Source organism: Nocardia sp. NPDC051929, assembly GCF_044548645.1.
GTDB lineage: Bacteria > Actinomycetota > Actinomycetes > Mycobacteriales > Mycobacteriaceae > Nocardia > Nocardia sichangensis.
In genome coordinates this window covers 1-23,109 of the sequence record NZ_JBIUCG010000023.1, presented here as the reverse complement: position 1 = coordinate 23,109, position 23,109 = coordinate 1, and the positions used below count along the sequence as shown (strand labels likewise).

At 68.0% G+C, this 23,109-nt stretch carries 28 protein-coding genes and 1 tRNA gene; 8 read left to right on the top strand and 21 right to left on the bottom strand.

The genetic code is table 11. The features are described from left to right. Genes ACIHAX_RS28440 through ACIHAX_RS28390 form a run of 11 tightly spaced genes read right to left on the bottom strand, consistent with a single transcriptional unit; the run spans position 1 to position 7,415 of the window. Positions 1–1,512 carry a hypothetical protein gene (locus tag ACIHAX_RS28440; RefSeq protein WP_397280542.1) on the bottom strand — a complete coding sequence of 504 codons (1,512 nt, stop codon included), beginning with the start codon at positions 1,510–1,512 and terminating at the stop codon, positions 1–3. Positions 1,513–1,550: 38 nt separating this feature from the next. Then, the gene (locus ACIHAX_RS28435) at positions 1,551–1,916 is read right to left on the bottom strand and encodes a hypothetical protein (protein WP_397280540.1); all 366 of its coding nucleotides are present in this window, start codon (positions 1,914–1,916) and stop codon (positions 1,551–1,553) included. A 23-nt stretch (positions 1,917–1,939) separates the two neighbouring features. Next, positions 1,940–2,554 carry a hypothetical protein gene (locus tag ACIHAX_RS28430; RefSeq protein ID WP_397280538.1) on the bottom strand — a complete coding sequence of 205 codons (615 nt, stop codon included), beginning with the start codon at positions 2,552–2,554 and terminating at the stop codon, positions 1,940–1,942. A 32-nt stretch (positions 2,555–2,586) separates the two neighbouring features. Next, positions 2,587–4,581 (bottom strand): hypothetical protein, encoded by a 1,995-nt coding sequence (locus tag ACIHAX_RS28425; protein WP_397280536.1) that lies wholly within the window; start codon positions 4,579–4,581, stop codon positions 2,587–2,589. Continuing rightward, positions 4,578–5,639: a hypothetical protein gene (locus ACIHAX_RS28420; protein WP_397280534.1), complete on the bottom strand. Its 1,062-nt coding sequence runs from the start codon at positions 5,637–5,639 to the stop codon at positions 4,578–4,580. The genes ACIHAX_RS28425 and ACIHAX_RS28420 overlap by 4 nt, the downstream gene beginning before the upstream one ends. Beyond that, positions 5,636–6,046 (bottom strand): hypothetical protein, encoded by a 411-nt coding sequence (locus ACIHAX_RS28415; protein WP_397280532.1) that lies wholly within the window; start codon positions 6,044–6,046, stop codon positions 5,636–5,638. The genes ACIHAX_RS28420 and ACIHAX_RS28415 overlap by 4 nt, the downstream gene beginning before the upstream one ends. Further along, the gene (locus ACIHAX_RS28410; protein WP_397280530.1) at positions 6,043–6,375 is read right to left on the bottom strand and encodes a hypothetical protein; all 333 of its coding nucleotides are present in this window, start codon (positions 6,373–6,375) and stop codon (positions 6,043–6,045) included. The genes ACIHAX_RS28415 and ACIHAX_RS28410 overlap by 4 nt, the downstream gene beginning before the upstream one ends. Continuing rightward, a complete protein-coding gene (locus tag ACIHAX_RS28405; protein ID WP_397280528.1) occupies positions 6,372–6,713 on the bottom strand; it encodes a hypothetical protein in 342 nt (113 codons plus the stop codon). Before ACIHAX_RS28405 ends, ACIHAX_RS28410 begins: the two co-directional genes overlap by 4 nt. After that, positions 6,710–6,865, bottom strand: coding sequence for a hypothetical protein (locus ACIHAX_RS28400; RefSeq protein WP_397280525.1), 156 nt, complete (start codon positions 6,863–6,865; stop codon positions 6,710–6,712). Before ACIHAX_RS28400 ends, ACIHAX_RS28405 begins: the two co-directional genes overlap by 4 nt. Further along, positions 6,859–7,131 carry a hypothetical protein gene (locus ACIHAX_RS28395; protein WP_397280523.1) on the bottom strand — a complete coding sequence of 91 codons (273 nt, stop codon included), beginning with the start codon at positions 7,129–7,131 and terminating at the stop codon, positions 6,859–6,861. The genes ACIHAX_RS28400 and ACIHAX_RS28395 overlap by 7 nt, the downstream gene beginning before the upstream one ends. After that, positions 7,128–7,415 carry a helix-turn-helix domain-containing protein gene (locus tag ACIHAX_RS28390; RefSeq protein ID WP_397280521.1) on the bottom strand — a complete coding sequence of 96 codons (288 nt, stop codon included), beginning with the start codon at positions 7,413–7,415 and terminating at the stop codon, positions 7,128–7,130. The genes ACIHAX_RS28395 and ACIHAX_RS28390 overlap by 4 nt, the downstream gene beginning before the upstream one ends. 75 nt (positions 7,416–7,490) lie before the next feature. On the opposite strand from ACIHAX_RS28390, the gene ACIHAX_RS28385 reads away from it, so the two are divergent. Both ACIHAX_RS28385 and ACIHAX_RS28380 read left to right on the top strand, forming a co-directional pair. Further along, positions 7,491–8,231, top strand: coding sequence for a helix-turn-helix domain-containing protein (locus ACIHAX_RS28385; RefSeq protein ID WP_397280519.1), 741 nt, complete (start codon positions 7,491–7,493; stop codon positions 8,229–8,231). A 6-nt stretch (positions 8,232–8,237) separates the two neighbouring features. Next, a complete protein-coding gene (locus ACIHAX_RS28380; RefSeq protein ID WP_223517490.1) occupies positions 8,238–8,708 on the top strand; it encodes an NUDIX hydrolase in 471 nt (156 codons plus the stop codon). An 18-nt stretch (positions 8,709–8,726) separates the two neighbouring features. Here the strand turns inward: ACIHAX_RS28380 and ACIHAX_RS28375 are convergent, their stop codons facing one another. The 3 genes from ACIHAX_RS28375 to ACIHAX_RS28365 form a co-directional block, all read right to left on the bottom strand. Further along, on the bottom strand, positions 8,727–9,257 hold the full coding sequence (locus tag ACIHAX_RS28375) for an HD domain-containing protein (RefSeq protein ID WP_397280516.1): 531 nt from the start codon (positions 9,255–9,257) through the stop codon (positions 8,727–8,729). A 64-nt stretch (positions 9,258–9,321) separates the two neighbouring features. Then, positions 9,322–10,254: a tyrosine-type recombinase/integrase gene (locus ACIHAX_RS28370; protein WP_397280514.1), complete on the bottom strand. Its 933-nt coding sequence runs from the start codon at positions 10,252–10,254 to the stop codon at positions 9,322–9,324. A gap of 97 nt (positions 10,255–10,351) precedes the next feature. Next, positions 10,352–10,425 (bottom strand) — tRNA-Ile (locus ACIHAX_RS28365). 112 nt (positions 10,426–10,537) lie between these two features. Here ACIHAX_RS28365 and ACIHAX_RS28360 point away from each other — a divergent pair. Further along, positions 10,538–10,966 (top strand): nitroreductase/quinone reductase family protein, encoded by a 429-nt coding sequence (locus tag ACIHAX_RS28360; RefSeq protein WP_397280512.1) that lies wholly within the window; start codon positions 10,538–10,540, stop codon positions 10,964–10,966. A 5-nt stretch (positions 10,967–10,971) separates the two neighbouring features. Here the strand turns inward: ACIHAX_RS28360 and ACIHAX_RS28355 are convergent, their stop codons facing one another. Next, positions 10,972–11,127, bottom strand: coding sequence for a hypothetical protein (locus ACIHAX_RS28355; RefSeq protein ID WP_397280510.1), 156 nt, complete (start codon positions 11,125–11,127; stop codon positions 10,972–10,974). Positions 11,128–11,191: 64 nt separating this feature from the next. Continuing rightward, entirely contained in the window at positions 11,192–12,187 is a 996-nt protein-coding gene (locus tag ACIHAX_RS28350; RefSeq protein ID WP_397280508.1) for a zinc-binding dehydrogenase, read from the bottom strand. 78 nt (positions 12,188–12,265) lie between these two features. Here ACIHAX_RS28350 and ACIHAX_RS28345 point away from each other — a divergent pair, with 78 nt between their 5' ends. Beyond that, positions 12,266–12,418 carry a hypothetical protein gene (locus tag ACIHAX_RS28345; RefSeq protein ID WP_174553193.1) on the top strand — a complete coding sequence of 51 codons (153 nt, stop codon included), beginning with the start codon at positions 12,266–12,268 and terminating at the stop codon, positions 12,416–12,418. 315 nt (positions 12,419–12,733) lie between these two features. Further along, positions 12,734–13,246, top strand: a complete 513-nt coding sequence (locus ACIHAX_RS28340; RefSeq protein WP_397280506.1) for a hypothetical protein — start codon at positions 12,734–12,736, stop codon at positions 13,244–13,246. Between the two features lie 2 nt (positions 13,247–13,248). On the opposite strand, the gene ACIHAX_RS28335 is transcribed toward ACIHAX_RS28340, so the two are convergent. The 3 genes from ACIHAX_RS28335 to ACIHAX_RS28325 all read right to left on the bottom strand — a co-directional run bounded on the left by ACIHAX_RS28335 (position 13,249) and on the right by ACIHAX_RS28325 (position 17,062). Then, complete coding sequence (locus ACIHAX_RS28335; RefSeq protein WP_397280504.1) at positions 13,249–15,027, bottom strand: SDR family oxidoreductase; 1,779 nt, start codon at positions 15,025–15,027, stop codon at positions 13,249–13,251. A gap of 32 nt (positions 15,028–15,059) precedes the next feature. Further along, positions 15,060–16,097 (bottom strand): PDR/VanB family oxidoreductase, encoded by a 1,038-nt coding sequence (locus ACIHAX_RS28330; RefSeq protein ID WP_397280719.1) that lies wholly within the window; start codon positions 16,095–16,097, stop codon positions 15,060–15,062. A gap of 62 nt (positions 16,098–16,159) precedes the next feature. Next, entirely contained in the window at positions 16,160–17,062 is a 903-nt protein-coding gene (locus ACIHAX_RS28325) for a metal-dependent hydrolase (protein ID WP_397280502.1), read from the bottom strand. Between the two features lie 196 nt (positions 17,063–17,258). On the opposite strand from ACIHAX_RS28325, the gene ACIHAX_RS28320 reads away from it, so the two are divergent. Then, the gene (locus tag ACIHAX_RS28320; protein ID WP_364427494.1) at positions 17,259–18,650 is read left to right on the top strand and encodes a wax ester/triacylglycerol synthase family O-acyltransferase; all 1,392 of its coding nucleotides are present in this window, start codon (positions 17,259–17,261) and stop codon (positions 18,648–18,650) included. A 46-nt stretch (positions 18,651–18,696) separates the two neighbouring features. Here ACIHAX_RS28320 and ACIHAX_RS28315 read toward each other — a convergent pair whose 3' ends face one another. Further along, the gene (locus ACIHAX_RS28315) at positions 18,697–19,593 is read right to left on the bottom strand and encodes an alpha/beta fold hydrolase (protein ID WP_397280500.1); all 897 of its coding nucleotides are present in this window, start codon (positions 19,591–19,593) and stop codon (positions 18,697–18,699) included. A 212-nt stretch (positions 19,594–19,805) separates the two neighbouring features. Between ACIHAX_RS28315 and ACIHAX_RS28310 the strand changes: the two genes are divergently transcribed. Beyond that, positions 19,806–20,546 (top strand): glucose 1-dehydrogenase, encoded by a 741-nt coding sequence (locus ACIHAX_RS28310; protein ID WP_364427488.1) that lies wholly within the window; start codon positions 19,806–19,808, stop codon positions 20,544–20,546. A gap of 1 nt (position 20,547) precedes the next feature. On the opposite strand, the gene ACIHAX_RS28305 is transcribed toward ACIHAX_RS28310, so the two are convergent. Beyond that, positions 20,548–21,549 (bottom strand): YdcF family protein, encoded by a 1,002-nt coding sequence (locus tag ACIHAX_RS28305; RefSeq protein WP_356964953.1) that lies wholly within the window; start codon positions 21,547–21,549, stop codon positions 20,548–20,550. Positions 21,550–21,747: 198 nt separating this feature from the next. On the opposite strand from ACIHAX_RS28305, the gene ACIHAX_RS28300 reads away from it, so the two are divergent. Further along, on the top strand, positions 21,748–22,938 hold the full coding sequence (locus ACIHAX_RS28300; protein WP_397280497.1) for a lipase family protein: 1,191 nt from the start codon (positions 21,748–21,750) through the stop codon (positions 22,936–22,938). Positions 22,939–23,109: the final 171 nt, after the last annotated feature.

Sequence of the window (23,109 nt, the reverse complement as noted above, 5' to 3'; positions counted from 1 at the left end):
TCAACGCCTCCTCTCGACACCGTTGCGACCGTTGCCATTCCGCTCCGGCCCTGGCCAGGACTGGGTGTCTGGACCGGCCTGCTCGCGGCCTGTCCCGGTGAGGTCGTGCAGGTAGCTGGCGCGCTTGCCCACCGGGCCGGTGTCGCCGGACTGGCGCCCCGCCTCCGCGGTCGGCTCCGGCGCCGCGCCGTTGCCGGTGCTGCGCGGGCGGTTGCCGTAGCGCTCGTGCTCGGGCGTGGACTGCACGAGCTTGCGCACCGCTTCGTCGCGTTCCTGCTTGAGCTGGTCACGCTCCGCGGTCAACTGCTCGACACCCGGCCGGTCCCGCAACTCGCCGATCTCGGCCGCGAGGCGCAGGTTGCGGTTCTTCAGCGCCTCGATGTGCCCTTCGGCCGTATCGAGCTTGCGGCGGATCTCGTCGCGGTCGGCGGTGACCGAATCCAGGCCGCGTTGCAGCATCCCGACCCGGCTTTCGAGCCGGTCCCGGTCGGCGGCCATGTCGTTCAACTGGCGCTCCACCTGCGCCAGCCGGTCAACACCGCCGGTTTCGGGCGGGCGTTCACGGTCGGCGGTCTCCTGCTGCCGGTCGGGCTGCTCGGCCTGCTCGCGGTGCACCTGCCCGGACAACGTCCGCTCTCGCAACACCGCCTCCCGGTCGGCGAGCTGCCCGGCGACGGTCTCGGGGCGGCCGTGGTCGACGTATTGCTTCGCGGCGTTGAGGGTGTCGCGGGTCTCGACCGCCAGGGTGGTGCCGTCCGACCACGACGTGCCGCTGATGTTGCGCTGCAACCAGCTGGTCGCGCTGTGCTCGGTGGCGAACGAGCGAGATTCGGTCAGCTTCCCGCCGTCCGGGTCGGTCCACGTCATTTCCGCGGTGTAGCGGTGACGGTGGTCCTGGGCCGCGTCGATACGCGCCAGCAGAGCCTCCTCAGCGTTGGCGCGGCGCGCGGCGTCCAGGCTTTGCTGCCAGCCCTCCTCACGCTCCACCTCGGTGCGCTGGCGGGCGTTGACCGTCTCCCGAGCGACCTGGGCGCGGTAGCGCAGCGCGTCGATACCACGGACCTTGTGCGCTTTGGCGAAGATGTTGCCGACCTGGAAATGCGGGAAGATCGTCGCCGAATCCAACCCGTCGAGGGCTATGCCCTGCTCGGTGCGGGTCAGGTGCTCGTTGCCGATGAAGCCGCGGGCCAGGCGGTTGCGGTGCTCTGCCAGCGCGTGAGCGTCGCGGGCCCGCCGGTCATGGTCCACGCTGGGGTCGTTCGCGCGGGCGGCGACCGTTTGGACGTGTACGCGGTAGCGGTCGATAGCCTGGCTGGTCCAGGTCAGCTGATGCTTGCGCATCACCTCGGCCTCGCGGCGCTGCTCGCGCAGCGTCCGGCTGATCTCCTTGCGGATCTTGCGGCGCTCCAAGAAGTTGCGGGCCTGGGCGTGCAGCCGGGTCAGTTCCGGCAGCGATCGCGCGAACTTGCGGGCCTCGGCGATCATCTCGTCTTCAGGGCTACGGTCGGTCATTGCGGTGAATTCCTCTCAGTCGTGGTTGGTTTCGGTGGTCACCGAGTCCGCTCGACGCGGTTGCGTCGGCGGTCGAGCTCGTCGGCGGCGGCGTCGGTGAGCTTGAGGCGGGTCGCGTACCGGCCGCGGGCGCGGGTCAGCCAGATGTCGGCGGCGTCCAACTTCTCGTCGGCCATCGCCAGCGCGGTTTCCGCGCGGAAGGTGGCTTCGACGGGGTCGAGCGGGTCTCCGAGGTTGTCGACCGCCAACGCGTCGGGGTGGCGGCGCAGGGCGGCGTACTCGCGGCGGATCTCGCTGATCTCGCGGCGCAGCTGGAACAGTCGGTCGTCGACGTTGTGCAGGCGCTCGTAGAGATCAACCGGCGCGGTGCGGATGGGGTCATCGGGGATTCGGTTGGTGCTCAACGGTTTTCCTTCCTTGTGGTTGGTTACTGGGCCGGGGTGGTTCGGTTGGTCTCGTGCTGGGTGCGGGCGCGGTCGAGGCGTTCGACCAGGGCTCGCAGCAGCCCGACGATGGCGGTCGCGACGGCGGCGACGGCGTGGCTGATACCGGCGGTGACAGTGCTGATGGCCTGCGGCAGGGGCGGTCGGTGGGCGGCGTTCCACCACAGGTAGGCCACCCACGCGCCGCCGTAGACGGCCAGCGGACCGGCCACCAGCGGCCCCTCGCCCCATCCGGCGGTCACGGCTGCGCCGACCACAACGGCGGAAGCTGCCGCGGTCCGGCGAGCGGTCTGCGTCCGCGACCGCGCCGGGACCGGCGCCACCGCGGCGGCGGCCTGCTCGGTGGGTTTGTCGTCGAGGTCGGGCACGACGGTCAGCGCGGCCCGGCGTACCGGCCTGGCGTCGGCGGCGGGCCTTTCGGTCTGTGCGGGTGCGGTGGTCGGGGCGGTGTCGAGGTCGGCGATACCGGCCAGCCAGTCTTCGACTTCGTCGGCGAACAGCTCGCCCGCGATCGCGGGATCGGTTGGCGTCGCAGCGTGGTGGGGCCGCCGCTGATCCTCGTTGTCGTCGTTGTCGTCGTGGGGTCGGATGATGCGCATGGTGTTGCCTTTCAGTCGGTTTCGGAGGAGGTTCAGGCGGTCGCGTCGGCGGTGACGGTCTCGGCCTCGAGATCGGCAGCGGTGGTGCCGGGCAGGGGGCGCACGGTGGCGGGGTCGACGGGCACGACGTGCCCGAACTGGGCGCGTCCGGCCTTGGCGTAGACGAATTGGCCGGTGTCGAACTGGCGGACGCGGTCGGGGTCGACCAGCCACTTCTCGCCGACGGAGACCTGTCCTTCGTCGCCGGTGCGCTGGCCCTTGATCAGGTGCCGAGACGGCAGCATGTGCCGGACCGACCCGAAGTGCTTGCACAGCTCTCCGGCGTTCTCGACGTAGCCGAGCAGCACTCCACCCGCACAGGACTTTAAGATCCGATCGAGCGCCCACTGATCCCCGGCGACCCCCTCGGGGCTCTGGGCGGCGAACAGCACGCTCACGCCTTGGGAGCGGCCCCGCTCGCACACCTCTTCCAGCCCGATCGAGCCCTGGCTGGTGGTGAGCGCGCTCAGCTCGTCGATGATCAGGGTGACGCTGCGACGCTGGTCCTTGGCGGTGCGGGCCGCGCGCTGCATCAGCATCCGCAGGATGGCGGCGACCTGGGCGCGGGCGGCGTCCTTGTCCAGGCCGGGCACGGTCACATAGAGCACGTCGAGGTCGTCGAGGTCGACGCCGTCGTCGAACACCATCCGCCCGTCCTCACCCTGGAGGCTGTCGAAGAGGTTGGATGCCTTGATCAGCATGTCGGCGAGCTGGTCGACCTTCTCCGATTGGAGGGCTTCGACCATCCGCTTCACGTCCGGGGCGTTGCCCCACAGATCCAGCAGCGTCTCGGGATTCAAGCGCTGCAAGAATTCCCGGCTCGAGCGGGGCGGCCCGGCCGGGGCGTCCACGACGAGGGAGACGATGCGGCGGCGCAGCTCGTCGAAGTGCTGGCCTTCCGAGGTCGACGCCTGTCCGGCGTTGAGCATGTCGCCGAGTACGGCGCGCTGGTCGCGGGCGCGCATAGCCCACACGTTCAGTCGGGCGCCGTGGGGAACTTCGGCGATGCGGTCGGCGGCGATACCGCGGCGCTGGGCGATCTCGCGCAACTCGTGGCCGAGAACCTTGTCGTCGTTGCCGCCCTTACAGGACACGACCACCAGCAGCGGGCGTGGGTGCTTGCCCCGCATGCCCGGCACGTCCTTCCACCGCTGCCAGGCGTTCCACTCGTATTCGAGCATCCCGACCGCGTACCGCTTGAGCAGCTCCGTCTTGCCCGTCCCGGTCGTGCCGAAGGCGGCCATCTGGCGGCGCGCTTCCTTGTGCGGCACCACCATCCACGCCTGATGCCGCGCGGTCAGCTCCGACCACACACCGAGAGGGTGTGCCGAGCGTCGGTCCGCCAGCGGCCCCAGCACGATCCCGTCCGTTGTGGTGAACGGAGCACCGACCGACCGCGCCACCCGGGCGGCCCCGGCGAACTGCCGCGCGGCCAGCGCCGCCTGCACCCGCTCGGTGCGGCCCAGGTTCTTCAACCCGACCGTGTTGGTCTTGTGCACGAACGACGCCCACCAGTACGTCGCCGCCAGCGCGGCCACCGGGGCACCGAGCACGACCATCGTGCGCAGCCCGCCCAGGTCGCCCTCGGCGACCCGTGCCGCACCTGACCACAACAGAGAGGCGGGGGTGATCCACGATCCGCCGGCCATCGCCGACGCCGCGGGCAGCAGCAGAGAGCCGATCGCGAAGTTGCGCAACCGGTGCGGCGCCAACGGCCAGCGCGCCGCGACGGCCACGATCATGACCAGCATCGCCACGATCACGACACCGCACACCGTCGCTGTCGAGGCCGCGTCACCGACCGCGGACAAGTCCAGCGTCGGCAGATCCCAGCCTTCGACGTGGCGAACCGGCGGCGCCTGCGGGCCGCTACCCGCGCCCGGCTGCACTAGCGGGGCGGTCTGCTCCGGCGATGCGGGTACCTGCGAGGCACCGAAGGGGCCGCAATCGTGGGGGGTGAGAATCGGCTGGCAGTTCGGATTGCTCATGATGCTTCCTGCTGGGAGAGATGAATGAGGTTGCGGCGCCGACGATTCGGGCTCGCCGCCTTGCTGGCCTCGCGCAATTGCGCGTACTTCTCGAGCCACGCGGCCCATTCCGCGTCGAAATCGCTGACCACCAGATGCAGTTCCAGCCGTCCGAACTCGTGGTCTGGCAGTCGATCCGAAGCGGCGTTGACGTTGTCGCGGACCGCTCGGGACCGGCACAGGTAGAGCACGCCGACCATCGGTTCGACGTCGCTGTCACGGGCGGCGCGGATCGCGCCCCGCAACGCGATGTCCATGTGTTCCGGCTGCTTCTTGGACAGCTCGACCTCCAGCGCCCACCAGCCGTGGACACCCTCCCGAGCACCAAGGAACCGGCCGTCGTGGATGTGGGTGCGCCCCAGTTGCGGCTCGCGGCCGGTCGACACCGGCACCGGGGTCTTCGACCGCGGTCCGCCCTCGGCGGACTGCACACGGTGGCGCAGCACCCGCTCTGACACCCACAGCTGCGGATCGGAACCGACCAGCATCACCCGTGCCTGCGCCACTGCCCGGTAGTGCTCGGCCAATGCCAACCGCGGACGCCAATCACTGGGCCGCCAACCCAAGAAGCGGGCCGCGGTCACGCGGGTGGGCACCACCCATTTCTCACCCGCCTGAACCTCTTCCGGCTCGTACACGTCGCCGTCGCGGACGAGGTCGGCGACCAGCGCGTACACGTGGTTGCGCTCCATCCCCAGGAACCAGCCCAAGGTGTCCCGCTGCATCCCGTTCATCTCCGACAACGCCGCCAACACCGATGTCTTCCGCGCTGTCGACCGCTGCGGCCGGTCGGGGATGAGAGCCTGAACGGTGGTGCGAGGCAGCCCAACTCGACGCCCGATCTCGGCCTGGCTGAGCCCGCGACCGTGCAATCGCGTGACCTCCCCGAGCGCCACCTCCACCCGGCGGGCACGGATGCCCAGGGTGCGGGCGATCTTCTGGTAGCCCATTCCCGAGGCGCGCAACGCGGTGATGGACTCGTCGAGATCCGCACCGTGACTCTCCTTGTTGTGGTTCATCGGGTTCGCTCCCTTCCCTGCCGCGAGCCGCGGCTGTGACCGGCCGCGCGGCGGCGCTCGGCGATATCGGCGCGGGCCTGCGCGATGAACTCACGCATCTCCGTCGCATCCACCCCTCGCCGCTCCGCAGCCATCGCCGAGCGCGTCCACCGCGCCAGCTGCAATGCCTCCAGCTGCGCCTCACTCGAAACTCGTTTCGGCACTGCTGATTCCGCGTCGTACAGGTGCGCCTTCAGCGGTCCTCGCGAACCACCCCGAGCACGCAGCACCTGCGCCTCGTACTCACCACCAGGGCTCTTGCCCTCCCGGGCCAGCTGGCGGCGCGTCCGCAGATGCTGCGGCGCCAACCCCCACGGCCAGGTCGGGACACCGAACCGCTTGCCATCCGGATCGTGAAAACGGCTCATCGCGAACGCTCGATCCCGCGGGAACGCTCCCGCCGCAGACGGTCCCGATCAGCCGCGACTTGTGCGCGCATCTTCGCCGCCAACGCCGGACCATGGCGGTAGTCGAGCAACCGGTCCCACACCGCAGTCCGCTCGGCGTGAACCTGCGCCTGATGCTCACCGACGTGCTGCGCCCTCGACATCTCGAAGTCGTTGTCGCGGTATCCCTTCGCCTCCGACACATCGCCAGCGGAGAACACCATGTCGGCCAGCACACCGTGAACGAGATCCAAGCGGGCCTTCTCGGCCTCCAGCTCCGCCCGCTCGCGGCGGCGGTCCTGTGCGCTCACCGTGCCGCCCCCTCGGGCAGCTGCGACCGCGGCACACACGACCCCGCCGGTTCCGCCGGAACCCCGGCGTCCACCGGGCGGCAGATGTTCGGCGACGGCACATAGTGCTGCTGATCGATCCACGCCGCCGTGCACCCGCCCATCCCGATGAGCAGCAACACACCGAACGCGGCCAGCCGAACCACCGGCGGCAACAGCCCCAGCGGCGCGAACACCGCACCCGTGCCGGTGAACTCCGGCCCGGCCATCGAATGCAACGGGTTGTGACCACCACGGCGGTCGAAATGCGTGACCGTGTACCCCTGAACAGGCTGGTCCTGCCGCCACGGCGCGCTCATCGCCGGACCTTCCATCGCCGCGACGTCCGCCAGAACGCGATCACGCCCAGAGACATCACCGTGAAACCGACAACCTCAGGCGCCGTCAGCACGAGGTAGCCGACCGCGATGGCGGCAACCGCCAGACCGAACGTCCGCGCCCGCATCAGCACTCACCGCCCTTGCGGTCTCGACCGCGACGGCGGCGGACCTGCGCAGACTTCAACGCGAGCCGCGTGTAATGAGCCTTCCGAGCCTGATCAGCGCGGTACGCGCGCTCCTCCGGGCTCAACAGCCCATCCGGGTCGACAATGCGGTCGAACTTGCTCGCCATCGCCGCCCGCGCCTTCGCGGTGCGCGCTGCGCGATCGGAAGTTTTCGCCCAGGACTCGTGCGCGGCGATCCGCGCCTGCAATGTCCGCTCGACCGGGGTGCTCATGCCACACCGCCGTGGATGACGGTCGCGGCGGGCCGAATCAGCGCCAGCAGCTCGTCACGCTCGACCCGCAGCAGGCGTCCGTTCACCCTGAATCCGTTGAGATCACCGGCCGCGATCCAGTTTCGAATCGTCTTCGTGTCGACGTCGACGAGCGCCGCCGCGGTCTTGAGGCTGATCAGATTCCGGGCCTCAGTAGAAGCCTTGTCCATCAATGCCCGCTCCTTCGAAAAGTGGGAAATACGTTGCAGTTCCTCACTTTTCGCCGAAAATTCGAGCGTAAGCACCGCATAGGTGGACTTGTCCAGACGTCTCAGGTACCGTTGAAGAAGTCCCTAGACGTCCCCAGAATTGGAGGCGAAATGGCGAACGAACGCCTTCGCAATGCGATGCAGCAGGCTGGCCTCGACATCCCGGACGTCGCGGACAAGGCCGGTGTGGAGCCAAAGACCGTCGAACGGTGGATCACGAAGGGCCGCGTGCCCTACCCGAAGCACCGGCATGCCGTCGCCGCGTTAGTCGGAGAAACCGAGAACTACTTGTGGCCTGACGCTCTCGCGCCAGAACGGAAGGTCGAGGTCGCACAATCAGAAGTCCTGACGGTCTACCCACACCGCAGTGCAATTCCAAGCGACCTGTGGAAGCGGCTGCTGTCGAGCACGAGCGAACAACTCGACGTCCTCGTACTCGCGGGCTTGTTCCTTGCCGAGGAGCCCGAATTCACACGAACCCTGCGCAAGAAGACACGCGACGGGCTGACGGTTCGACTGCTGTTCGGTCGCCCGACCGCGGCGGAAGCCGACAAGCGGAGCGCCGAGGAACGCCTGGCGGCAGGCACCGTCCCCTCGCGTATCAACAACGCACTGGCACTGATCGAGCCGCTGGCCCAGATCGACGGCGTCGAACTTCGATACCACGACACGACGCTCTACAACTCGGTGTTCCGATTCGACAACGAGATGATCGTAAACATGCACGTCTACGGGCTGCCGGGTGCGCACGCCCCCGCGCTTCATCTGCGCCAGTTGCCCGCTGGCGACATGTTCGAGACATATATGACCAGCTTCGAGCACGTATGGTCGAACGCGACCCCCGAAAGGTGATCGTTCATGGCCCGGACCGACTATTTCCATGACCCGGACGCGCCCACGCCGAACAGCGTCAAGGTCGCCGTTAGTGCATTTGTGCGCGATTCACAGGGCAGAATCCTGATGATCCACCGCACCGACAATGATCACTATTCGATCCCTGGGGGCGGGCTCGAAGCGGGCGAGACGGTGACACAGGCGCTCGTACGAGAGGTCAAAGAGGAAACCGGGATCGACGTCCAAGTGACCGACCTCATCGGAATATTCTCGAATCCGGAGCACGTCATCGCATACGACGATGGTGAAGTCCGTCAAGAGTTCTCGATCTGCTTTCGCGCCGACCCAATCGGAGGCGAACTCCGAACCAGTTCGGAGTCGAAGGAAGTCAGATGGGTTGCACCGAGCGATGTTTCTTCTCTGGACGTCCATCCGTCGATCGCGCTTCGTATTGAGCGGGGCCTGACTCCTTCAGCGCGGCCGTATTACACGTGACAGACGATGAACAGCTGACTATTCACGCAACAGCTTCTCGGTACGGTCAACTGCTTCGATCAGCTCAGGCGCGGCCTCAGCCAACGACCTAGATACGACATGATCCGGGCCGTACCGTTCGCGGACCTCGGCAATGCGACCGAGCACATCCGTCGTCTCACCGGTTGGGGTCGTCGTGATATCCGCCCACCACAGCGCGTCGCGCAGTGCTGTCTGCTCATCCGGCCAGCTGATCTCGATATTGCGGTTGCGCGCCTCGACACAAGCACACGAATGGTTGGCGACGAGAGCGCACAATCGCTCCGGCGCGCCCTCACGCCGCAGGAACTCGGCGCCATCAACCGGATGAAATCCGGTCTCGCGGATCGACGGCGCGTAGCCGATGTCATGCAGCCACGCCGCAGCTACCAATAGGTCGCCGTCGTCAACCACATCAACGGCCTGCTGAGCATGCCGAGCAACGCCTTGGACGTGCCGCCACCGCCGAGACATGCCGACGAGATTGTCCCGTGCCAGCTGCGCAGCCCACGCAACGAAGTCATCGGTCATACAGGCAACCGTATCGCCTTGCCGCATGACCTGCTGTTGCCCCCGGCTGCGCCGTCCGGACGGCCTACAGTTTGTCGCCCAGCCGCGCCCGGCGGTGCGCTGCTTTCGCTCGACTGTCCGCGACCGCGGCGCCATAACGGGACAACATCTGACGGGACCGCCATCCGGCGAGCATCATCAGGTCTTGCTCCTGGCCACCGCTGTCGAGCCAGGTATGCGCGAAGAAGTGACGGAGCTGATGAGGATGCAGACGTTCGATGCCGGCCGCGTCGCATCGACGCTCGAGCATCTGGCGGATACCGGAATCGGTCATCACTCCGCGGTAACCGAGCCACAGAGCTGGATTGTCGTTCTTCGCACCCGGATGCTTCGCACGGACCCGGAGGTATCTCCGCAGCGCGGTTCGGGTCTTGTCGCCGAACGGACACGTCCGCGGTCGGCCGCCTTTGCCGATCACCAGCACTGTGTTTTCGTTGAAGTCGAGCGAGTCCACCTCGAGCGGTGCGAGTTCGCCGCACCGCACCCCGGTGTCGGCGAACAACCGGATGATGGCGTTGTCGCGTCGGTCGGCGAAATCTGCGCCATCGCACTCTGCGAGAAGAGCTTTCACCGCGTCCATGCTCGGCACGGGCACCTGCTGATCAGGGACGGCGGGCGGGCTCATCTTGTCGAAGGGATTCGCGTCGATGATCTCTTCAGCCGCGAGGTACTTGAAGAATTGTTGCAACGATCGGTACTGACCCCGCGCATACTCCGGCGACAACAACTCGCCACTGCGCTGATTGGGCCGCGTGAGCAAGTCCTCGATGTAGCTGCCGATGTGGGCGCGAGTGATGTCCGGCGCCGTGGTCGGCAGGTCGCGCTCCTGAAGATAGGCGGCGAAGTACCTGATCCGCGTCAGGTAGCCGTCGATCGTGTACTTGCTCCGGTTCTTGCGACGCAGCTCCGTCGCGAAGTCCTCCGCAAGCTCTCGGATGTCGTCAAGATCCAGCCCCATGTCCGGATTCTACCGGCAAAATACATTGCTGTCGGAGCGTTGTTCTGGATCAACTCGGCTGTCGAGTTCGACGTTTCCGCAGATCAGAGGCCATTTGTGGGGCGGGCGGGGCTCGAACCCGCGACCAATGGATTATGAGTCCACGGCTCTAACCGACTGAGCTACCGCCCCGTGCCGCGGGGAACCGCGAGCGTTGGGGATGCTACCGGGTCGGGTGGGTTCCGGACCAGTCGGCTGGAGTGACCTAGGGTGGGTGGGTCGGAAACTTACTGGAGGGTCAGGTATGGCCGGTCTGTTCACGAAGGTGCTGAAGGCGCATCAGTGGGTGTACGAGAAGAGCGGTGGGCTGGTGGGGCATCGGCTGCTGCTGGGGAATCCGACGCTGCTGCTGCGGACGGTGGGACGCAAGTCCGGCAAGGAACGAACCTCGGCGCTGACGTACGCGCGCGACGGTGCGGACTATCTGGTGACGGCGTCCAACGGCGGATCGCCGCGGCCGCCAGGATGGCTGGCGAACGTGAAGGCCCGACCGGAGTGCGAAATCCAGGTCGGACGGCGGAAACTGACGGTGCGGGCCCGGGCGACGCTGCCGGATGATCCCGAGTACGCGCGGCGGTGGGCGCTCGTCGACGAGGTGAACAAGGGGCGCTACAGCGCCTATCAAAAGCTGACCAAGCGGCCCATCGCGATCGTGGTGCTGACCCCGGCGTAGCGGGGTCAGCCCTCGCGGTAGTCCTCGTCCCAGTCGTCCTCGGCGTCGTCATGGTCGTCCCATGGCTCGGCTTCCTTCGGCGGCCTGCTGGCGAACTGGACGACAGCTACCACGAAGCCGAGGACCACGATGACGATTGCGACGACGAGCACAGTTTCCACCCCGGCACCCTAGCGCCGTCGCCGGGGCAGCGCACTACGTCGATTGTCCAGTTCGCCGGTTTGTTCACACTGTTAACAAAGTGCGCCCGAGCGCCGCCCTCGACTCGATGGCGGCATGCGCCCGGTCGGCCTGGTCGAGCGGGAAGATCTGACCGATGACGACCTCGAGGCGTCCCGCGACGACCTCCTCCTGAGCGCGCCGGGCGATCGCCTGCCAATCGATGTCCGCGCCGGTGATGTCGAACAGCCCGTAGACGCTGATGCCGCGCGCCGCGGCGGTTTCCTGGTTCAGTACGGCGAATTGGCCTGCGGCGGCTCCGTATCCGAAAAAACGCCCGCCATCAGCGGCAACCGTGAGCGCCGCCTCGCCGAGCGCGCCGCCCGCGCCGTCGAACACCACGTGCGCGCCCGCTCCCCCGGTCGCGGCGCGCGCCTTCGCCGCCCAGTCGGGCGCGGAGTAGTCGACCACCGCGGTCGCGCCGAGCCGCTCGGCGAGTTCCAGCTTGGCGGCGCCACGTGCGGCGGCGAGGACGTGCGCGCCCGCCGCACGGGCGAGCTGGATCAGCAGCACACCGAGCCCACCGGCCGCGGCGGTGATCAGGACCCATTGCCCAGGCTGGACGGCGGCATGGTCGAACACCGCGAGCGCGGTTCGACCGTCGTGGGCCAGCGCGACGGCCTGCGTCGCGGTCAGCCCCTCCGGCAAGGCAGTCAGCGTATCCGCCTTGGCCAGCGCTTTCTCGGCATATCCGCCGATCGGCAGGCCGCCGCCGATGCCGCTGGCCGCGGTGGGCGTCGACACCCGCTTGCCGATCCAGGACGAATCGACGCCGGAACCGACCGACGCCACCACCCCGGCGACCGCGCCGCCGGGCACATAGGGCAACTCGATCGCGAAGAAGTCGGTTCCCCAACCGCTCCGCAGCCTGGTGTCCAGGAACATCACATCCGCGGCGGCCACGTCGACGACCACCTCCCCTGGTCCCGCCACCGGATCCGGCAGCTCCCGAACCACGAGCACTTCCGGTCCACCGAACTCACCGGCTTGCACAGCCCGCATGTCACACACCCTTCGTCGTTCCTTGCCGTCTTCGGACGAAGATCAGCATGGAACCTGAAGTCGTGTTGAGGTCAAATGATGCGTCAGGAACCGCCGCCGCAGCTGGAGCTGCTGCCACCACCACAGCTGGAACTGCTGCCCCCGCCGCAACTGGAACTACTGCCGCCGCCGCAACTGGAACTGCTCCCGCCGCCGCAACCGCTTCCCCCGCCGCAACTGCTGCCGTGGTGATGATGGCCGTGGTGGTGCTGATGCCCGCCGCCACAGCCGCTCGGCTGGTCGGACCCGCCGATCAGACCGGCTCCGCCGGCCGCCCAGAACGGATCTGTGGAACCCCCCTCGTAATATCCGCCGCTTCGGGGCCCACCGCGCCACGCACCGTACGGCGGCGGCTGATAGCGGTTGCGCTGCGAACGGATGATGGCGACTACGGCGATGATCGGAGCCGCCACGAGGAGCAGCACCATCAACAGGATGATCAGAAAGATGAGTGCGCTCATGTCAGAACGGTAGCGGCACATCGGCGCGCACGTACAGTGAACTGTGGTGAACTTCAGGTTCCGTCGAAACCCGGTGCGCGAGGTCGACCTGGCGACCGTACGCGCCGCCGTCGACGCGCTGAAACTGCCCGAGGCAGTCTACAAGACCTGCCCTTGGCAGCCACGGGAATTGGTGGACAAGGGATTGCGCCAGTGGCTGCTGTGCTGCGGCGCGGCCATGCGTGACAACCAGGTGATCGGCATGCCGTCACACGCGGTCGACGAGGCATGGCACGGATTCATCCTGTGCACCACGCGCTACGCCGATTTCTGCGCGAGGGCCTACGGCCGCTTCCTGCACCACTTCCCGGAAGGCGCCGGGCCGGCGAACCCCGCGCACGGATCCATGGACGAACAGCTCGGCCGCACCGTGGTCGCGTGGTCGTTCGTGGCGGCTCCCGGCGAGGAATGCGTGCTGTGGGATCTGGACCGGCGGGTCGGTGTCGAGCACCCGTGGGGCATCGACGCCGATCGGGTCGTGGCCGTCGAGGCGGAGCTGGCCCGCACTCTCGCCTCCTGATCTCAGGTCAGCTTCACCCGCGCCGCCAGGAATCGGACGACGCCGGGCGCGAACCGGCCGAAGTGGTACTGCAAGTGGGCTTCCGGCGTCACCGGCACGATGCCGCGATCCCGCTGCACCGCGCGCACGATCCGCTCGGCCACCTTCTCCGGCCCGTAGCGCCGCATCCGGTACAGGTTGTCGTAACGCTCCTGCTTGCGCTTCTCCTCCTCCGCGCTGACGCCGGAGAACCGAGTGCGCCGCACGATGTCGGTGTGCACGATGCCGGGGCAGATGGTGTGCACCGAGATGCCGCGACCGGCGACTTCCGCTCGCAAGCAGTCGGAGAACATGAACACCGCCGACTTGCTGGTGGCGTAGGCGCTGAATCCCTGCTGCGGACTGTAGGCCGCCATGCTCGACAGGTTCACGATGTGTCCACCGAGACCGCGCTCGGCCATGGCCGGACCGAACGCGCGGCAGCCGTTCACCACCCCGCCTAGGTTGATCCGCAGCACCCGGTCGAATTCCTCCGCCGACGTCTCGAAGAATCCACCGGCCTGACCGATCCCCGCGTTGTTGATCAGGATGTCCGGGACGCCGTGGGTCGCCAGCACCGCCTCGGCGTGCGCGCGCATCGCGCCTTCATCGGCGACGTCGAGCGGATAGGCGTGCGCCGCACCGTGTTCGGCGGCGATCAGCTCGGCGGTCTCCTTCGCCGCCGCCGGATCGATGTCGGAGACGACGATCTCCGCGCCGCGACGGGCCAAGGCGAGCGCGGTCGCGCGCCCGATGCCGCTGCCACCGCCGGTGATGACCACAAGTCGATCATCGAACGGCCGCCCGGTCCGCCCCACCTCGGCGCGGCGCAGGGTCCGGGGCGCCGGTGAGCCGCCGAGGGTGTCGATCAGTTCGGTGGTCGCGGTGGCCAGCAACTCCGGATGAGAGAACGGCATCCAGTGCCCGGCGGGGACGTCCCGCCGCCACAGCCGCTCGGACCACTTGTGTTCGTCGTCGAATCCGGCGGGTCGCACGGCGACGTCGCGTCCGGCGACGATCAGCTGCACCGGCACCTCGGTGCGCCGCTCGCGTGGGGCGAGCATGCGCTGCACGATGTTCGCGCGGTAGATCAGCAGGCCGTCGACGATGTCGGCGCGAAAGGTGGGGCCGAGACGCACGTTCGACGGCTCGGTCTCGTTCATCAGCGCGACGACCCGCCGCCAGAGGCGTTCGGTCCCTACCAGTCCGAATGTGGCGCGCGGCAGCCCGGGGGTCATGAAGAAGAAGGTGTATGCCGAGGACAGCAGTTGGGTGAACGGCTGCCACACGTTGCGCAGTGTCGGACGCGTCAGCCGGTCGCGGATCCATTTGCCGACGTGGTCCAGGTTCGGTCCCGAGACGGAGGTGAACGACGCGATCCGGGCGGCCGCGCCGGGCTCGCACACCGCTTCCCATACCTGCACCGAACCCCAGTCGTGGGCGAGCACATGTACGGGCCGATCGGGGCTGACCGCGTCGGCGACCGCGTAGAAGTCCGCGGCCAGGCGGTCGAGCCGGAAGTCGGCGGTGCGCCGCGTGCGGGTGGAGCGTCCGTGCCCGCGGGTGTCGTAGGCGACGACGTGGAAGCGTCGAGCCAGTCGCGGCACAACGGCGTCCCACAGGTGATGGGTGTCCGGCCAACCGTGCACCAGCACAATGGTTTCCGCGGCCGGGTCGCCGTATTCGTAGACGGCGAGGTCGAATTCGCCGCTGCGCACGCTGCGTCCCACCGCGGGGAGTTCGGCGATTTCGGTGGTGGTCATCGAGTTTCTCCTCAGCCGAATGGCGGGTCGGATCACAGATCGAGCACGAGGCGGCCACCGTCGGCGCGCGAGACGCAGACGAGCATCGCGCCCGCCTCGTGCTCGGCGTCGGTGAGCACGCTGTCGCGATGGTCGGGTTCGCCGGCCAGTACCCGGACCTTGCAGGTGCGGCAGAATCCCTGTCTGCACGAGTACGGGCGGTCGGGCCGGGAAGCGAGGATGGCGTCGAGCGCGGTGCGGTCCGCGGCGACCTCGACGACGTCCCCCGTGGAAGCGAATTCGATCTCGAACGGCTTACCGTTCACGATCGGCGGTGGCGAGAACCGCTCGAAATGCAGTTCCACCTGGGGGATTTCCCGCACCGAATCGGCAACGACGGTGATCATCGGCACCGGACCGCAGCAATAGACGGCGGTGTCGGGTCCGACGCCGGGCAGCAGGGCGCCCGCATCGGGGAGACCGTGTTCGTCGTCGGTGCGGACCACGACGCGGTCGCCGAATCCCGCCAACTCGTCGAGGAAGGGCAAGGTATCCCGGCTGCGCCCCGTATACACCATCGACCACTCGATACCCAGCCGGTGCGCCAACCTGACCATGGGCAGGATCGGCGTGACACCGATGCCGCCCGCCACGAAATGCAAACGCGCAGATGGGGATCCGTGACCGGGCACGGCGAACGGGAAGGCGTTGCGCGGACCGCGCACCACGATCGCCGAACCCACCGGAAGACAGTCGTGCACCTCGACAGATCCACCGCCGCCTTCGGGGATCCGGCGCACCGCCACCCGGTAGGCGCGGACGTCCGCGGGGTCGCCGCACAGCGAGTACTGCCGCAAACGGCCGGAAGGCAACTCGAGGTCGAGATGCGCGCCGGGACGCCAGGGCGGCAACGCGCGCCCGTCGGGGGCGGCGAGCCGCAGGCTCACCACGTCTTGGTCGTGCGCCTCGATCCGCCGCTCGGTGACCACCAGCGCGAGCCGCCGATCGTCCGTCTTCGGCCGCGGATCGCGCCGATTGATCAGAGCGGTCCAGCGCAGTCGAGCCGAGGCCACCGCGTCGAGCACCCGCACGGTGCGGTCGCGCTCGCGTCTGCCGAACAGGTCTGCGGGCAATTGATCGGGAACCGGCGACCTCACGAGGCGATCGCCCGCGCCGCCGGGGACTTTGCCAGATAGGCCACCGCCTGAGCGGTGGAGCCGACCGTCTCCGGGTTGTAGCCGGGCCTGAACGTGCTCAACGCACTCCACAGCAGCGAGGGGACGCCGGGCAACGCGCCGCGCCACATCGCACCGAAGGCCCGCATCAGCAGCCCCGGATAGCCGTAATCGGGCAGGTCGCGGTCCTGGTGGACGAGGAACTTGGTGCCGCGCACCACCAACGTCAGGAAGATGGGGAACACCAGCAGCATGAGGGCCGCGCGCCGCACGTATCCGGCCCCGAAGTACACGGCCACGTCGTGCGCGACGTGCCGGTGCTCGACCTCCTCCGCCCCGTGCCAGCGGAACAGGTCGGCCATGCGCGGGTCGGCGCCGAACCGCTCCAGATCCGCGTTGAGCACCCAGTCGCCGAGGTAGGCGAAGAAGTGCTCCAGGCACGCGATGAAGGCCAGCCGCTCCACCATCACCTGCCGTTCGGCGACGCCTTCGACATCTCTCGGCCCGAGCGTGCGGCGGAACAGATACTCGGCGTGCCGCAGATAGGGCTCGGGATCGATGCCGTGCGCGGCGAGCACCTCGTGCAACACCTTGTCGTGCGTCTCGGCGTGCATCGATTCCTGACCGATGAACCCGAGCATCGCCTCCCGCAGCCGCTCGTCCCGCACGTACGGCAGCGCCTCGGCGTAGGCGGCGCAGAACATGCGCTCCCCTTCGGGCAGCAGGAGATTCAGCGAGTTGATCAGATGCGAGGCGATGGGCTCGGCGGGCATCCAGCGCAGCGGCGTGTCCGACCAGTCGAAGCGCACGTTGCGGGCGTGCAGCGCCACGGCGCCCGGGTCGATGTCGGGCCGCCGCCCGGCCCTGCGAAGTAGCTTCATCGATACTCCTCGATCCTCACGCACCCGCGTCGCCGCGCGATTCCTACATATCCGTAGCAAGGATCATACACATACGTGGAACTTTCGGTAACACACAAAAGCGTCACGCACCGCTGTACGGTGACACCACCCGCGACAGTCGTCACACCTGCCGCTTCCGGCCCAAAATTAGAACGTGTTCTAGTAGTCTTTTGCTATGGAACGATTGACCGGATTGGATGCCAGCTTTCTCTACTTGGAAACCGGGACCCAGCATCTGCACGTCTGCGCGCTGCTGATCCTCGACCCGTCGTCGGGCGGCTACTCGTTCGACGGCTTCAAAGCCGAACTGGCTCGGCGACTTCCCCTGATTCCGCAGATGCGCCGCCGCGTGTACGAGGTGCCGTTGAACCTCGACCATCCCGTGTGGGTGGAGGACGAGAATTTCGACCTCGACTACCACGTCCGCCGCATCGCGATCGCGGCGCCGGCCGGACGCCGCGAACTGGCCGAACTCGTCGGGGACATCGCCAGCCGCCCCATGGATCGCGACCGCCCGTTGTGGGAGATGTCCGTGGTGGAGGGTCTCGACGACGGGAAGGTCGCGGTGGTCTGCAAATACCACCACGCCGCCGTGGACGGCATCACCGGCGCCGACCTGATGATGCACCTGTGCGATCTGGAGCCGGGTGCCGCCAAGGAGGTACCCGACCAGGAGTGGCGCCCCGAGCCGAAACCGAATGACTGGCAATTGCTGGCCGAGGCGGTGGTGAAGTTCCCGACCCGAGCGGGCATCGTCGGGATGCTGCCGAAAACGGTCGGCGTAGTCGCCGGTTTCGCGCAGCGCCGTCGCCAGAACAAGACGGGCATGGCCATCCCGTTCTCCGCTCCCCGCACGCCGTTCAATCTCGCCATCACCCCGCACCGCGCCGTCGCGTTCACCGAGGCCGAACTCGACGCCGTCAAGGAGATCCGCTCCGCGTTCGGCGTCAAGGTGAACGACGTGGTGCTGACCGTCGTCGCCGGTGCGCTGCGCGCCTATCTGGCCGGGCGCGACGAGCTGCCGGACCGCTCGCTCATCGCGTCCGTACCCGTGTCCGTGCACGAGTCGACCCGGCACAAGGCCGGGATCAACAAGGTGTCCACGCTGTTCGCGCGGCTGGGCACCGACCTCGCCGACCCGGTGGAACGCCTGCGCGAGGTGGCCGAGGCCAACCGGGGGGCCAAGGAAGAGCACGAGGTGATGGGTGCCGACTTCCTGCAGGACTGGTCGAAATACGCCCCGCCGAACACATTCCGGCTCGCCGCACGGATGTACTCCTCGCTCAAGCTGGCGGAGAAGCACCCGGTGGTGCACAACTTGGTGGTGTCCAACGTGCCCGGTCCGCCGATGCCGCTGTACTTCCTCGGCATCCGGGTGGACGGGATGTACCCGTTCGGACCGGTGTTCCACGGCGCGGGCCTGACGGTGACCGTGCTGTCGAACAACGACAAGCTGAATTTCGGATTCATCGCCTGCAAGGAATTGGTGCCCGACATCGCCGCGCTGGCCGACGCCGTTCCCGGCGTGGTCGCCGAATTGCTCGCCGCGGCACGCACGTCGGGCTGAGCGCCGGGTCCCGGTCCGCCACCGCTGCCGGACGGGACCCGCCGAGTCACATCTTCGCGGCGACGGCCGCACAGGCTTCGAGCAGCACCGGTACGAAACGATCGGCTTCCAGCACACAGGACGCGTGCCCGGCCGCGACCAGATGCTTGCTCGCCCCTGGAATCATCGTCGCCAACTCCATCTGCCGATAGACGGGAATCGCGCGATCTCGGGTCGTGATCACCACCGCCGTCGGCATCGTCAGCTCCGGCAACCACGCGGTCGCGTCGAAGCGCCCCACCGCGGCGAGCACCTGGGTGAGCGCCCACCCGCTGGTGCTGCGGAACTCGCCGAGCGCCCAGCGATCCAAGCGTCCCGGCGCCCACGTGATCTCGGGAAGCTCGGGCAGACGGCCCGCGAGCTTCTCGGCACGGCGGTAGGAGTATTGCTCCACAGCGGCGGCGACAGCGCCGAACGTCCGGTGAAAAGCGTGCTCGCGCCATTTCTCGCGGAACCGATAGGGCGTCGCGCACAGCACCAGGCCGCTCACTCGGTCCGGATGGCGATGTCCCGCCAGCAGGCTGACGATTCCGCCCAGCGAAAACCCGGCGCAGATGGCTCGGTCGATCTCCAACGCGTCGAGCACGGCCGCCACGTCGTCGGCGCAATCCTCCAGGGTGAACCGCTCGGAGCGGATGCCGCGCCCGTGCCACCGTTGGTCGAACAGGATGACCCGGTACCGCCGGGCCAGCTCCGCCAGCGACGGGAACCAGGTGAGGTACGCGGTGCAGGCGGTGGCGTGCAGCAGCACCAGCGCGGGCGCGTGCTCGGGCCCCGGGATGTCGACCACGTAGGTCCGGCCTCGACCCGCCAGCTCGACCAGGCGGCCACCGGGCACCTCGGCGATATCCGGCACCCGCAAACGTCCGCCGAACCGCGTCACGCTTCGGCCGGGGTTCGTCATAGCGCACCTCCCGAGTGGTCACACCTCCGCAATTCTAGAACACGTTCCATATCTGCGGCGCACAGGAATGGCATCGACGGCCCGCTCACCGGGACGCGCGGTCGATCACGCTGTCACCGGCGACCGCCTGGGCTACTGTCGCGAGACGTGTCGACACCAGGCGCATTTTCTGTAACGTGTTACAGGCAGATCGAGAGACGGAGGTACCCCGGATGGGGCGGTTGACCGGCAAGGTGGCGTTGATCAGCGGCGGAGCGCGTGGCATGGGCGCGGCGCACGCCAAGGCCCTGGTCGCCGAGGACGCGCGCGTGGTGCTGGGCGACGTGCTCGACGACGAGGGCGCCGCGGTCGCCGCGGAACTCGGCGACAACGCCGCCTACGTCCACCTCGACGTGCGCGAGCCGGAAGACTGGCGCAAAGCCGTCGGCGCGGCGGTGGAGCGCTTCGGTTCGCTGAGTGTCCTGGTGAACAACGCGGGCATCGTGAACGGCAACCTGCTCGTCGCGTTCGAATTGGCCGAGTGGCAACGGATCATCGACATCAACCTCACCGGCACATTCCTCGGGATGCAGGCCGCTACGCCCGCGATGATCGATGCAGGCGGCGGCTCGATCATCAACATCTCCTCCGTCGAAGGCATGCGCGGCAGCCCGGGCCTGCACGGCTACACGGCCACCAAGTTCGCCGTGCGCGGGCTCACCAAATCCACCGCGCTCGAGCTGGCGCAGTACAAGATCCGGGTGAATTCCGTGCACCCCGGCTTGATCCGTACACCGATGACCGAGAACATCCCGGAGGACTTCCTCCAGATCCCGCTCGGCCGCGGCGCCGACCCGTCCGAGGTCTCCGCGCTGGTGACGTTCCTGGCCAGCGACGAATCGTCGTACTCGACCGGCGCCGAGTTCGTGGTGGACGGCGGTCTCACCGTAGGCGTTCCGCACAAGAGCTTCTGAGTCACCCGCGGGTGGCCAGCAGGGCGAGCGGCGGAAGCGACACCAGCGCCGCGGCCACGATCGCGTTGCTCCACTTGTAGGCCACCAGCAGCGCGGCGAACTCGCGCAGGAAGGCGCTCGGCAAGTAGTAGAAGGCGGTCTTGGCGCCCGTCACCTCGGCGTCGAGGTCGAGGCGGCGGGCCAGGATCGCCGTGCGCAACATGTGAAAGTTGCTCGTCACCAGCACCATGCGCGTAGTGGGACCGCGCTCGCCGAGCAGCCGTTTGGTGAAGAGCAGATTCTCCTCGGTCGTTCCCGACCGGTCTTCCAGCACGACGCGGTCTTCCGGCACGCCCCGGTCGATCAAGTAATCACCCATGGCCGACGCCTCGGAGACCTCCTCGTCGTCTCCTCTACCGCCACTGGCGATCAGCAGTGGGGCGCGCCCAGCACCGGCTTCGTCACGGTAGACCTCGATCGCCCGATCCAGGCGCGCGGCCAGCAGCGGCGGCACCTCACCGTCGACCAGCCCGGCGCCGTGCACGACGATCGCGTCCATCCCGGGACGGTAGGGCAACAGTCCGTAGCACAGGGAATACAACAGGAACGCCGCGAACAGAAATCCGACGTAGCTGATCGTCATCGTGAGCGACGCCAGAAGCACTACCAGCCAGATGTTCTCGGTCAGCAGTGCCAGGAGGAGCACCACGTACGGCGTCAACAGGGCGATACCGAGTCCGAGCGGCAACAGGTTCGGAAGACGCCAACCCTCACGGCGCACCAACTGCGCGCCGTTGGCGATCGACAACCCGGCCAGCACCAGCACCAGCAGCGGTGACAGCAGCACCACCAGCGGCGCGAGCACCACCGTGCGATCGCCCTCGATGATCCGGCCGACCACCCACGCGCCGACGAACCCCAGCCCGAGGAGCAGGAACACCCCGTGGCCCAGACGCCTGCGGTCCCTGCCGAATCGCACCGCGAACACACCGAGCAGGACCACGCCGACGACCAGCAAAAGCACCGGGTCACGGTAGCCGACGGGCGCGCGGCGCGCCCCTCCGTCGACGGGCGGCGCGGCGACCTCGGCTTTTCCCGATCGTCCCCTACAGTGTGCAGGTCCGGGCATCGGTCGCGAGCGACCGGTGTCCGGCTGCATTCGGCTTCAGCACACCAGCGTTACTGAACAGCACGTTGTGATGAAGGGGAGTCGACGAAAACCATGCTTCGATTATTCATCGCCACCGCAGCGGCCGCCCTCTGTGTGATCACACCGCAGGCCGCGGCGCAACCGATTTACCCCGCACCGGATCCGGATCCGTTCTACGCCGCTTCGGCGGGATTGGACCACGCCGCGCCTGGCGACGTCCTCGCCGTCCGCCCGATGCCCGCGCTACCGATGTTTCCCGGCTCGACGGTCACGATGATCAAATTCCGCTCCACCAACTCCGCGGGCGAGCCGATCGCGGCCACCACCACCGTGCTGACGCCGCAGAATCCCACCCCCGGTAGGCCACTGCTGTCCTATCAGCACATCATCAACGCACTCGGCACCCAGTGCACGGTGTCGCGCGTGCTCTACACCAGCGACCCCAACCTGTCGATCCGCGAAGCGCCCGCGCTCAATGCCCTCCTGCTGCGCGGCTGGTCGGTCGCTCTCCCCGACCACCTCGGACCCACCAGTGCCTACGGCGCCGCCAAACTCGGCGGCATGATCACGCTGGACGGCATCCGCGCCGCACGGCGGGTCGCCGAACTCGGATTGGCGGACAGCCCGGTCGGCCTGCTCGGCTATTCCGGCGGAGGCATGGCGAGCGCGTGGGCGGCCGCGCTGGCGCCGACCTACGCGCCGGAACTGTCGCTCGTCGGGGTCGCCTCGGGCGGGGTGCCGATGAATCTGGTCAAGATGATCGAGGGCCTCGGCTACGCGCCGCACGCGGTGTTCGGTCTCGCTTTCGCCGCCGCCCTCGGGCTGGAGCGTGAGTACCCGACGCGGCTGCCGGTGAGCGATCAGCTGAATTCGCTCGGGCTGTCGGTCCGCAATCGGATCGCCAACAGTTGCACCAACGACATCCTGCTGGTCGGCGCAGGCCGCGGCATCGTGGACGTCGCGGCCTCGAACTCACTGGCCGACGACAAGCGCGCACGCGAGGTGCTCGAGGAGAACAGCCTCGAACTCTACGAGGACATCCCGGCCACGCCGAGCTACCAATGGCGGGCGGAGCAGGACACTCTCATCCCGGTTGAGTCGGTCGACGCTACGGTTCGGCGGTATTGCGCCGCGGGTGCGCGAGTGCAATACGAGAAATTCCCGAGCCCGGACCATCTGTCCGCCGCGGTGCTCGGCGTACCGTCCGCGCTCAGTTGGCTGGAAGCGCGCTTCAAAGGTGTTCCCGCGCCGAGTAATTGCTGAGAACGGCCCGGCGGTGGTTCACCGCCGGGCCGGTGACGGGCCGTTCCGCCAAACGGCCACATCGAATCTCGCGGGAGCTAGGGAGTGTTTCGAAGTGGGGAGGGCGGGCTGTTGGGCCCCGTCCTCACCCGTGTCGCAGCCACTGATTGATCGCAGCGATATGGATCGTCG

What these genes read in the sequence shown, in the direction of transcription:
- ACIHAX_RS28375 (WP_397280516.1), bottom strand. Translation starts at nt 9,257, where the DNA reads ATGACCGATGACTTCGTTGCGTGGGCTGCGCAGCTGGCACGGGACAAT.
- ACIHAX_RS28405 (WP_397280528.1), bottom strand. Translation starts at nt 6,713, where the DNA reads ATGAGCGCGCCGTGGCGGCAGGACCAGCCTGTTCAGGGGTACACGGTC.
- ACIHAX_RS28425 (WP_397280536.1), bottom strand. Translation starts at nt 4,581, where the DNA reads ATGAGCAATCCGAACTGCCAGCCGATTCTCACCCCCCACGATTGCGGC.
- ACIHAX_RS28380 (WP_223517490.1), top strand. Translation starts at nt 8,238, where the DNA reads ATGGCCCGGACCGACTATTTCCATGACCCGGACGCGCCCACGCCGAAC.
- ACIHAX_RS28300 (WP_397280497.1), top strand. Translation starts at nt 21,748, where the DNA reads ATGCTTCGATTATTCATCGCCACCGCAGCGGCCGCCCTCTGTGTGATC.
- ACIHAX_RS28335 (WP_397280504.1), bottom strand. Translation starts at nt 15,027, where the DNA reads ATGACCACCACCGAAATCGCCGAACTCCCCGCGGTGGGACGCAGCGTG.
- ACIHAX_RS28350 (WP_397280508.1), bottom strand. Translation starts at nt 12,187, where the DNA reads ATGCGGGCTGTGCAAGCCGGTGAGTTCGGTGGACCGGAAGTGCTCGTG.
- ACIHAX_RS28385 (WP_397280519.1), top strand. Translation starts at nt 7,491, where the DNA reads ATGGCGAACGAACGCCTTCGCAATGCGATGCAGCAGGCTGGCCTCGAC.
- ACIHAX_RS28420 (WP_397280534.1), bottom strand. Translation starts at nt 5,639, where the DNA reads ATGAACCACAACAAGGAGAGTCACGGTGCGGATCTCGACGAGTCCATC.
- ACIHAX_RS28310 (WP_364427488.1), top strand. Translation starts at nt 19,806, where the DNA reads ATGGGGCGGTTGACCGGCAAGGTGGCGTTGATCAGCGGCGGAGCGCGT.
- ACIHAX_RS28345 (WP_174553193.1), top strand. Translation starts at nt 12,266, where the DNA reads ATGCGTCAGGAACCGCCGCCGCAGCTGGAGCTGCTGCCACCACCACAG.
- ACIHAX_RS28360 (WP_397280512.1), top strand. Translation starts at nt 10,538, where the DNA reads ATGGCCGGTCTGTTCACGAAGGTGCTGAAGGCGCATCAGTGGGTGTAC.
- ACIHAX_RS28440 (WP_397280542.1), bottom strand. Translation starts at nt 1,512, where the DNA reads ATGACCGACCGTAGCCCTGAAGACGAGATGATCGCCGAGGCCCGCAAG.
- ACIHAX_RS28430 (WP_397280538.1), bottom strand. Translation starts at nt 2,554, where the DNA reads ATGCGCATCATCCGACCCCACGACGACAACGACGACAACGAGGATCAG.
- ACIHAX_RS28415 (WP_397280532.1), bottom strand. Translation starts at nt 6,046, where the DNA reads ATGAGCCGTTTTCACGATCCGGATGGCAAGCGGTTCGGTGTCCCGACC.
- ACIHAX_RS28395 (WP_397280523.1), bottom strand. Translation starts at nt 7,131, where the DNA reads ATGAGCACCCCGGTCGAGCGGACATTGCAGGCGCGGATCGCCGCGCAC.
- ACIHAX_RS28325 (WP_397280502.1), bottom strand. Translation starts at nt 17,062, where the DNA reads ATGAAGCTACTTCGCAGGGCCGGGCGGCGGCCCGACATCGACCCGGGC.
- ACIHAX_RS28315 (WP_397280500.1), bottom strand. Translation starts at nt 19,593, where the DNA reads ATGACGAACCCCGGCCGAAGCGTGACGCGGTTCGGCGGACGTTTGCGG.
- ACIHAX_RS28320 (WP_364427494.1), top strand. Translation starts at nt 17,259, where the DNA reads ATGGAACGATTGACCGGATTGGATGCCAGCTTTCTCTACTTGGAAACC.
- ACIHAX_RS28370 (WP_397280514.1), bottom strand. Translation starts at nt 10,254, where the DNA reads ATGGGGCTGGATCTTGACGACATCCGAGAGCTTGCGGAGGACTTCGCG.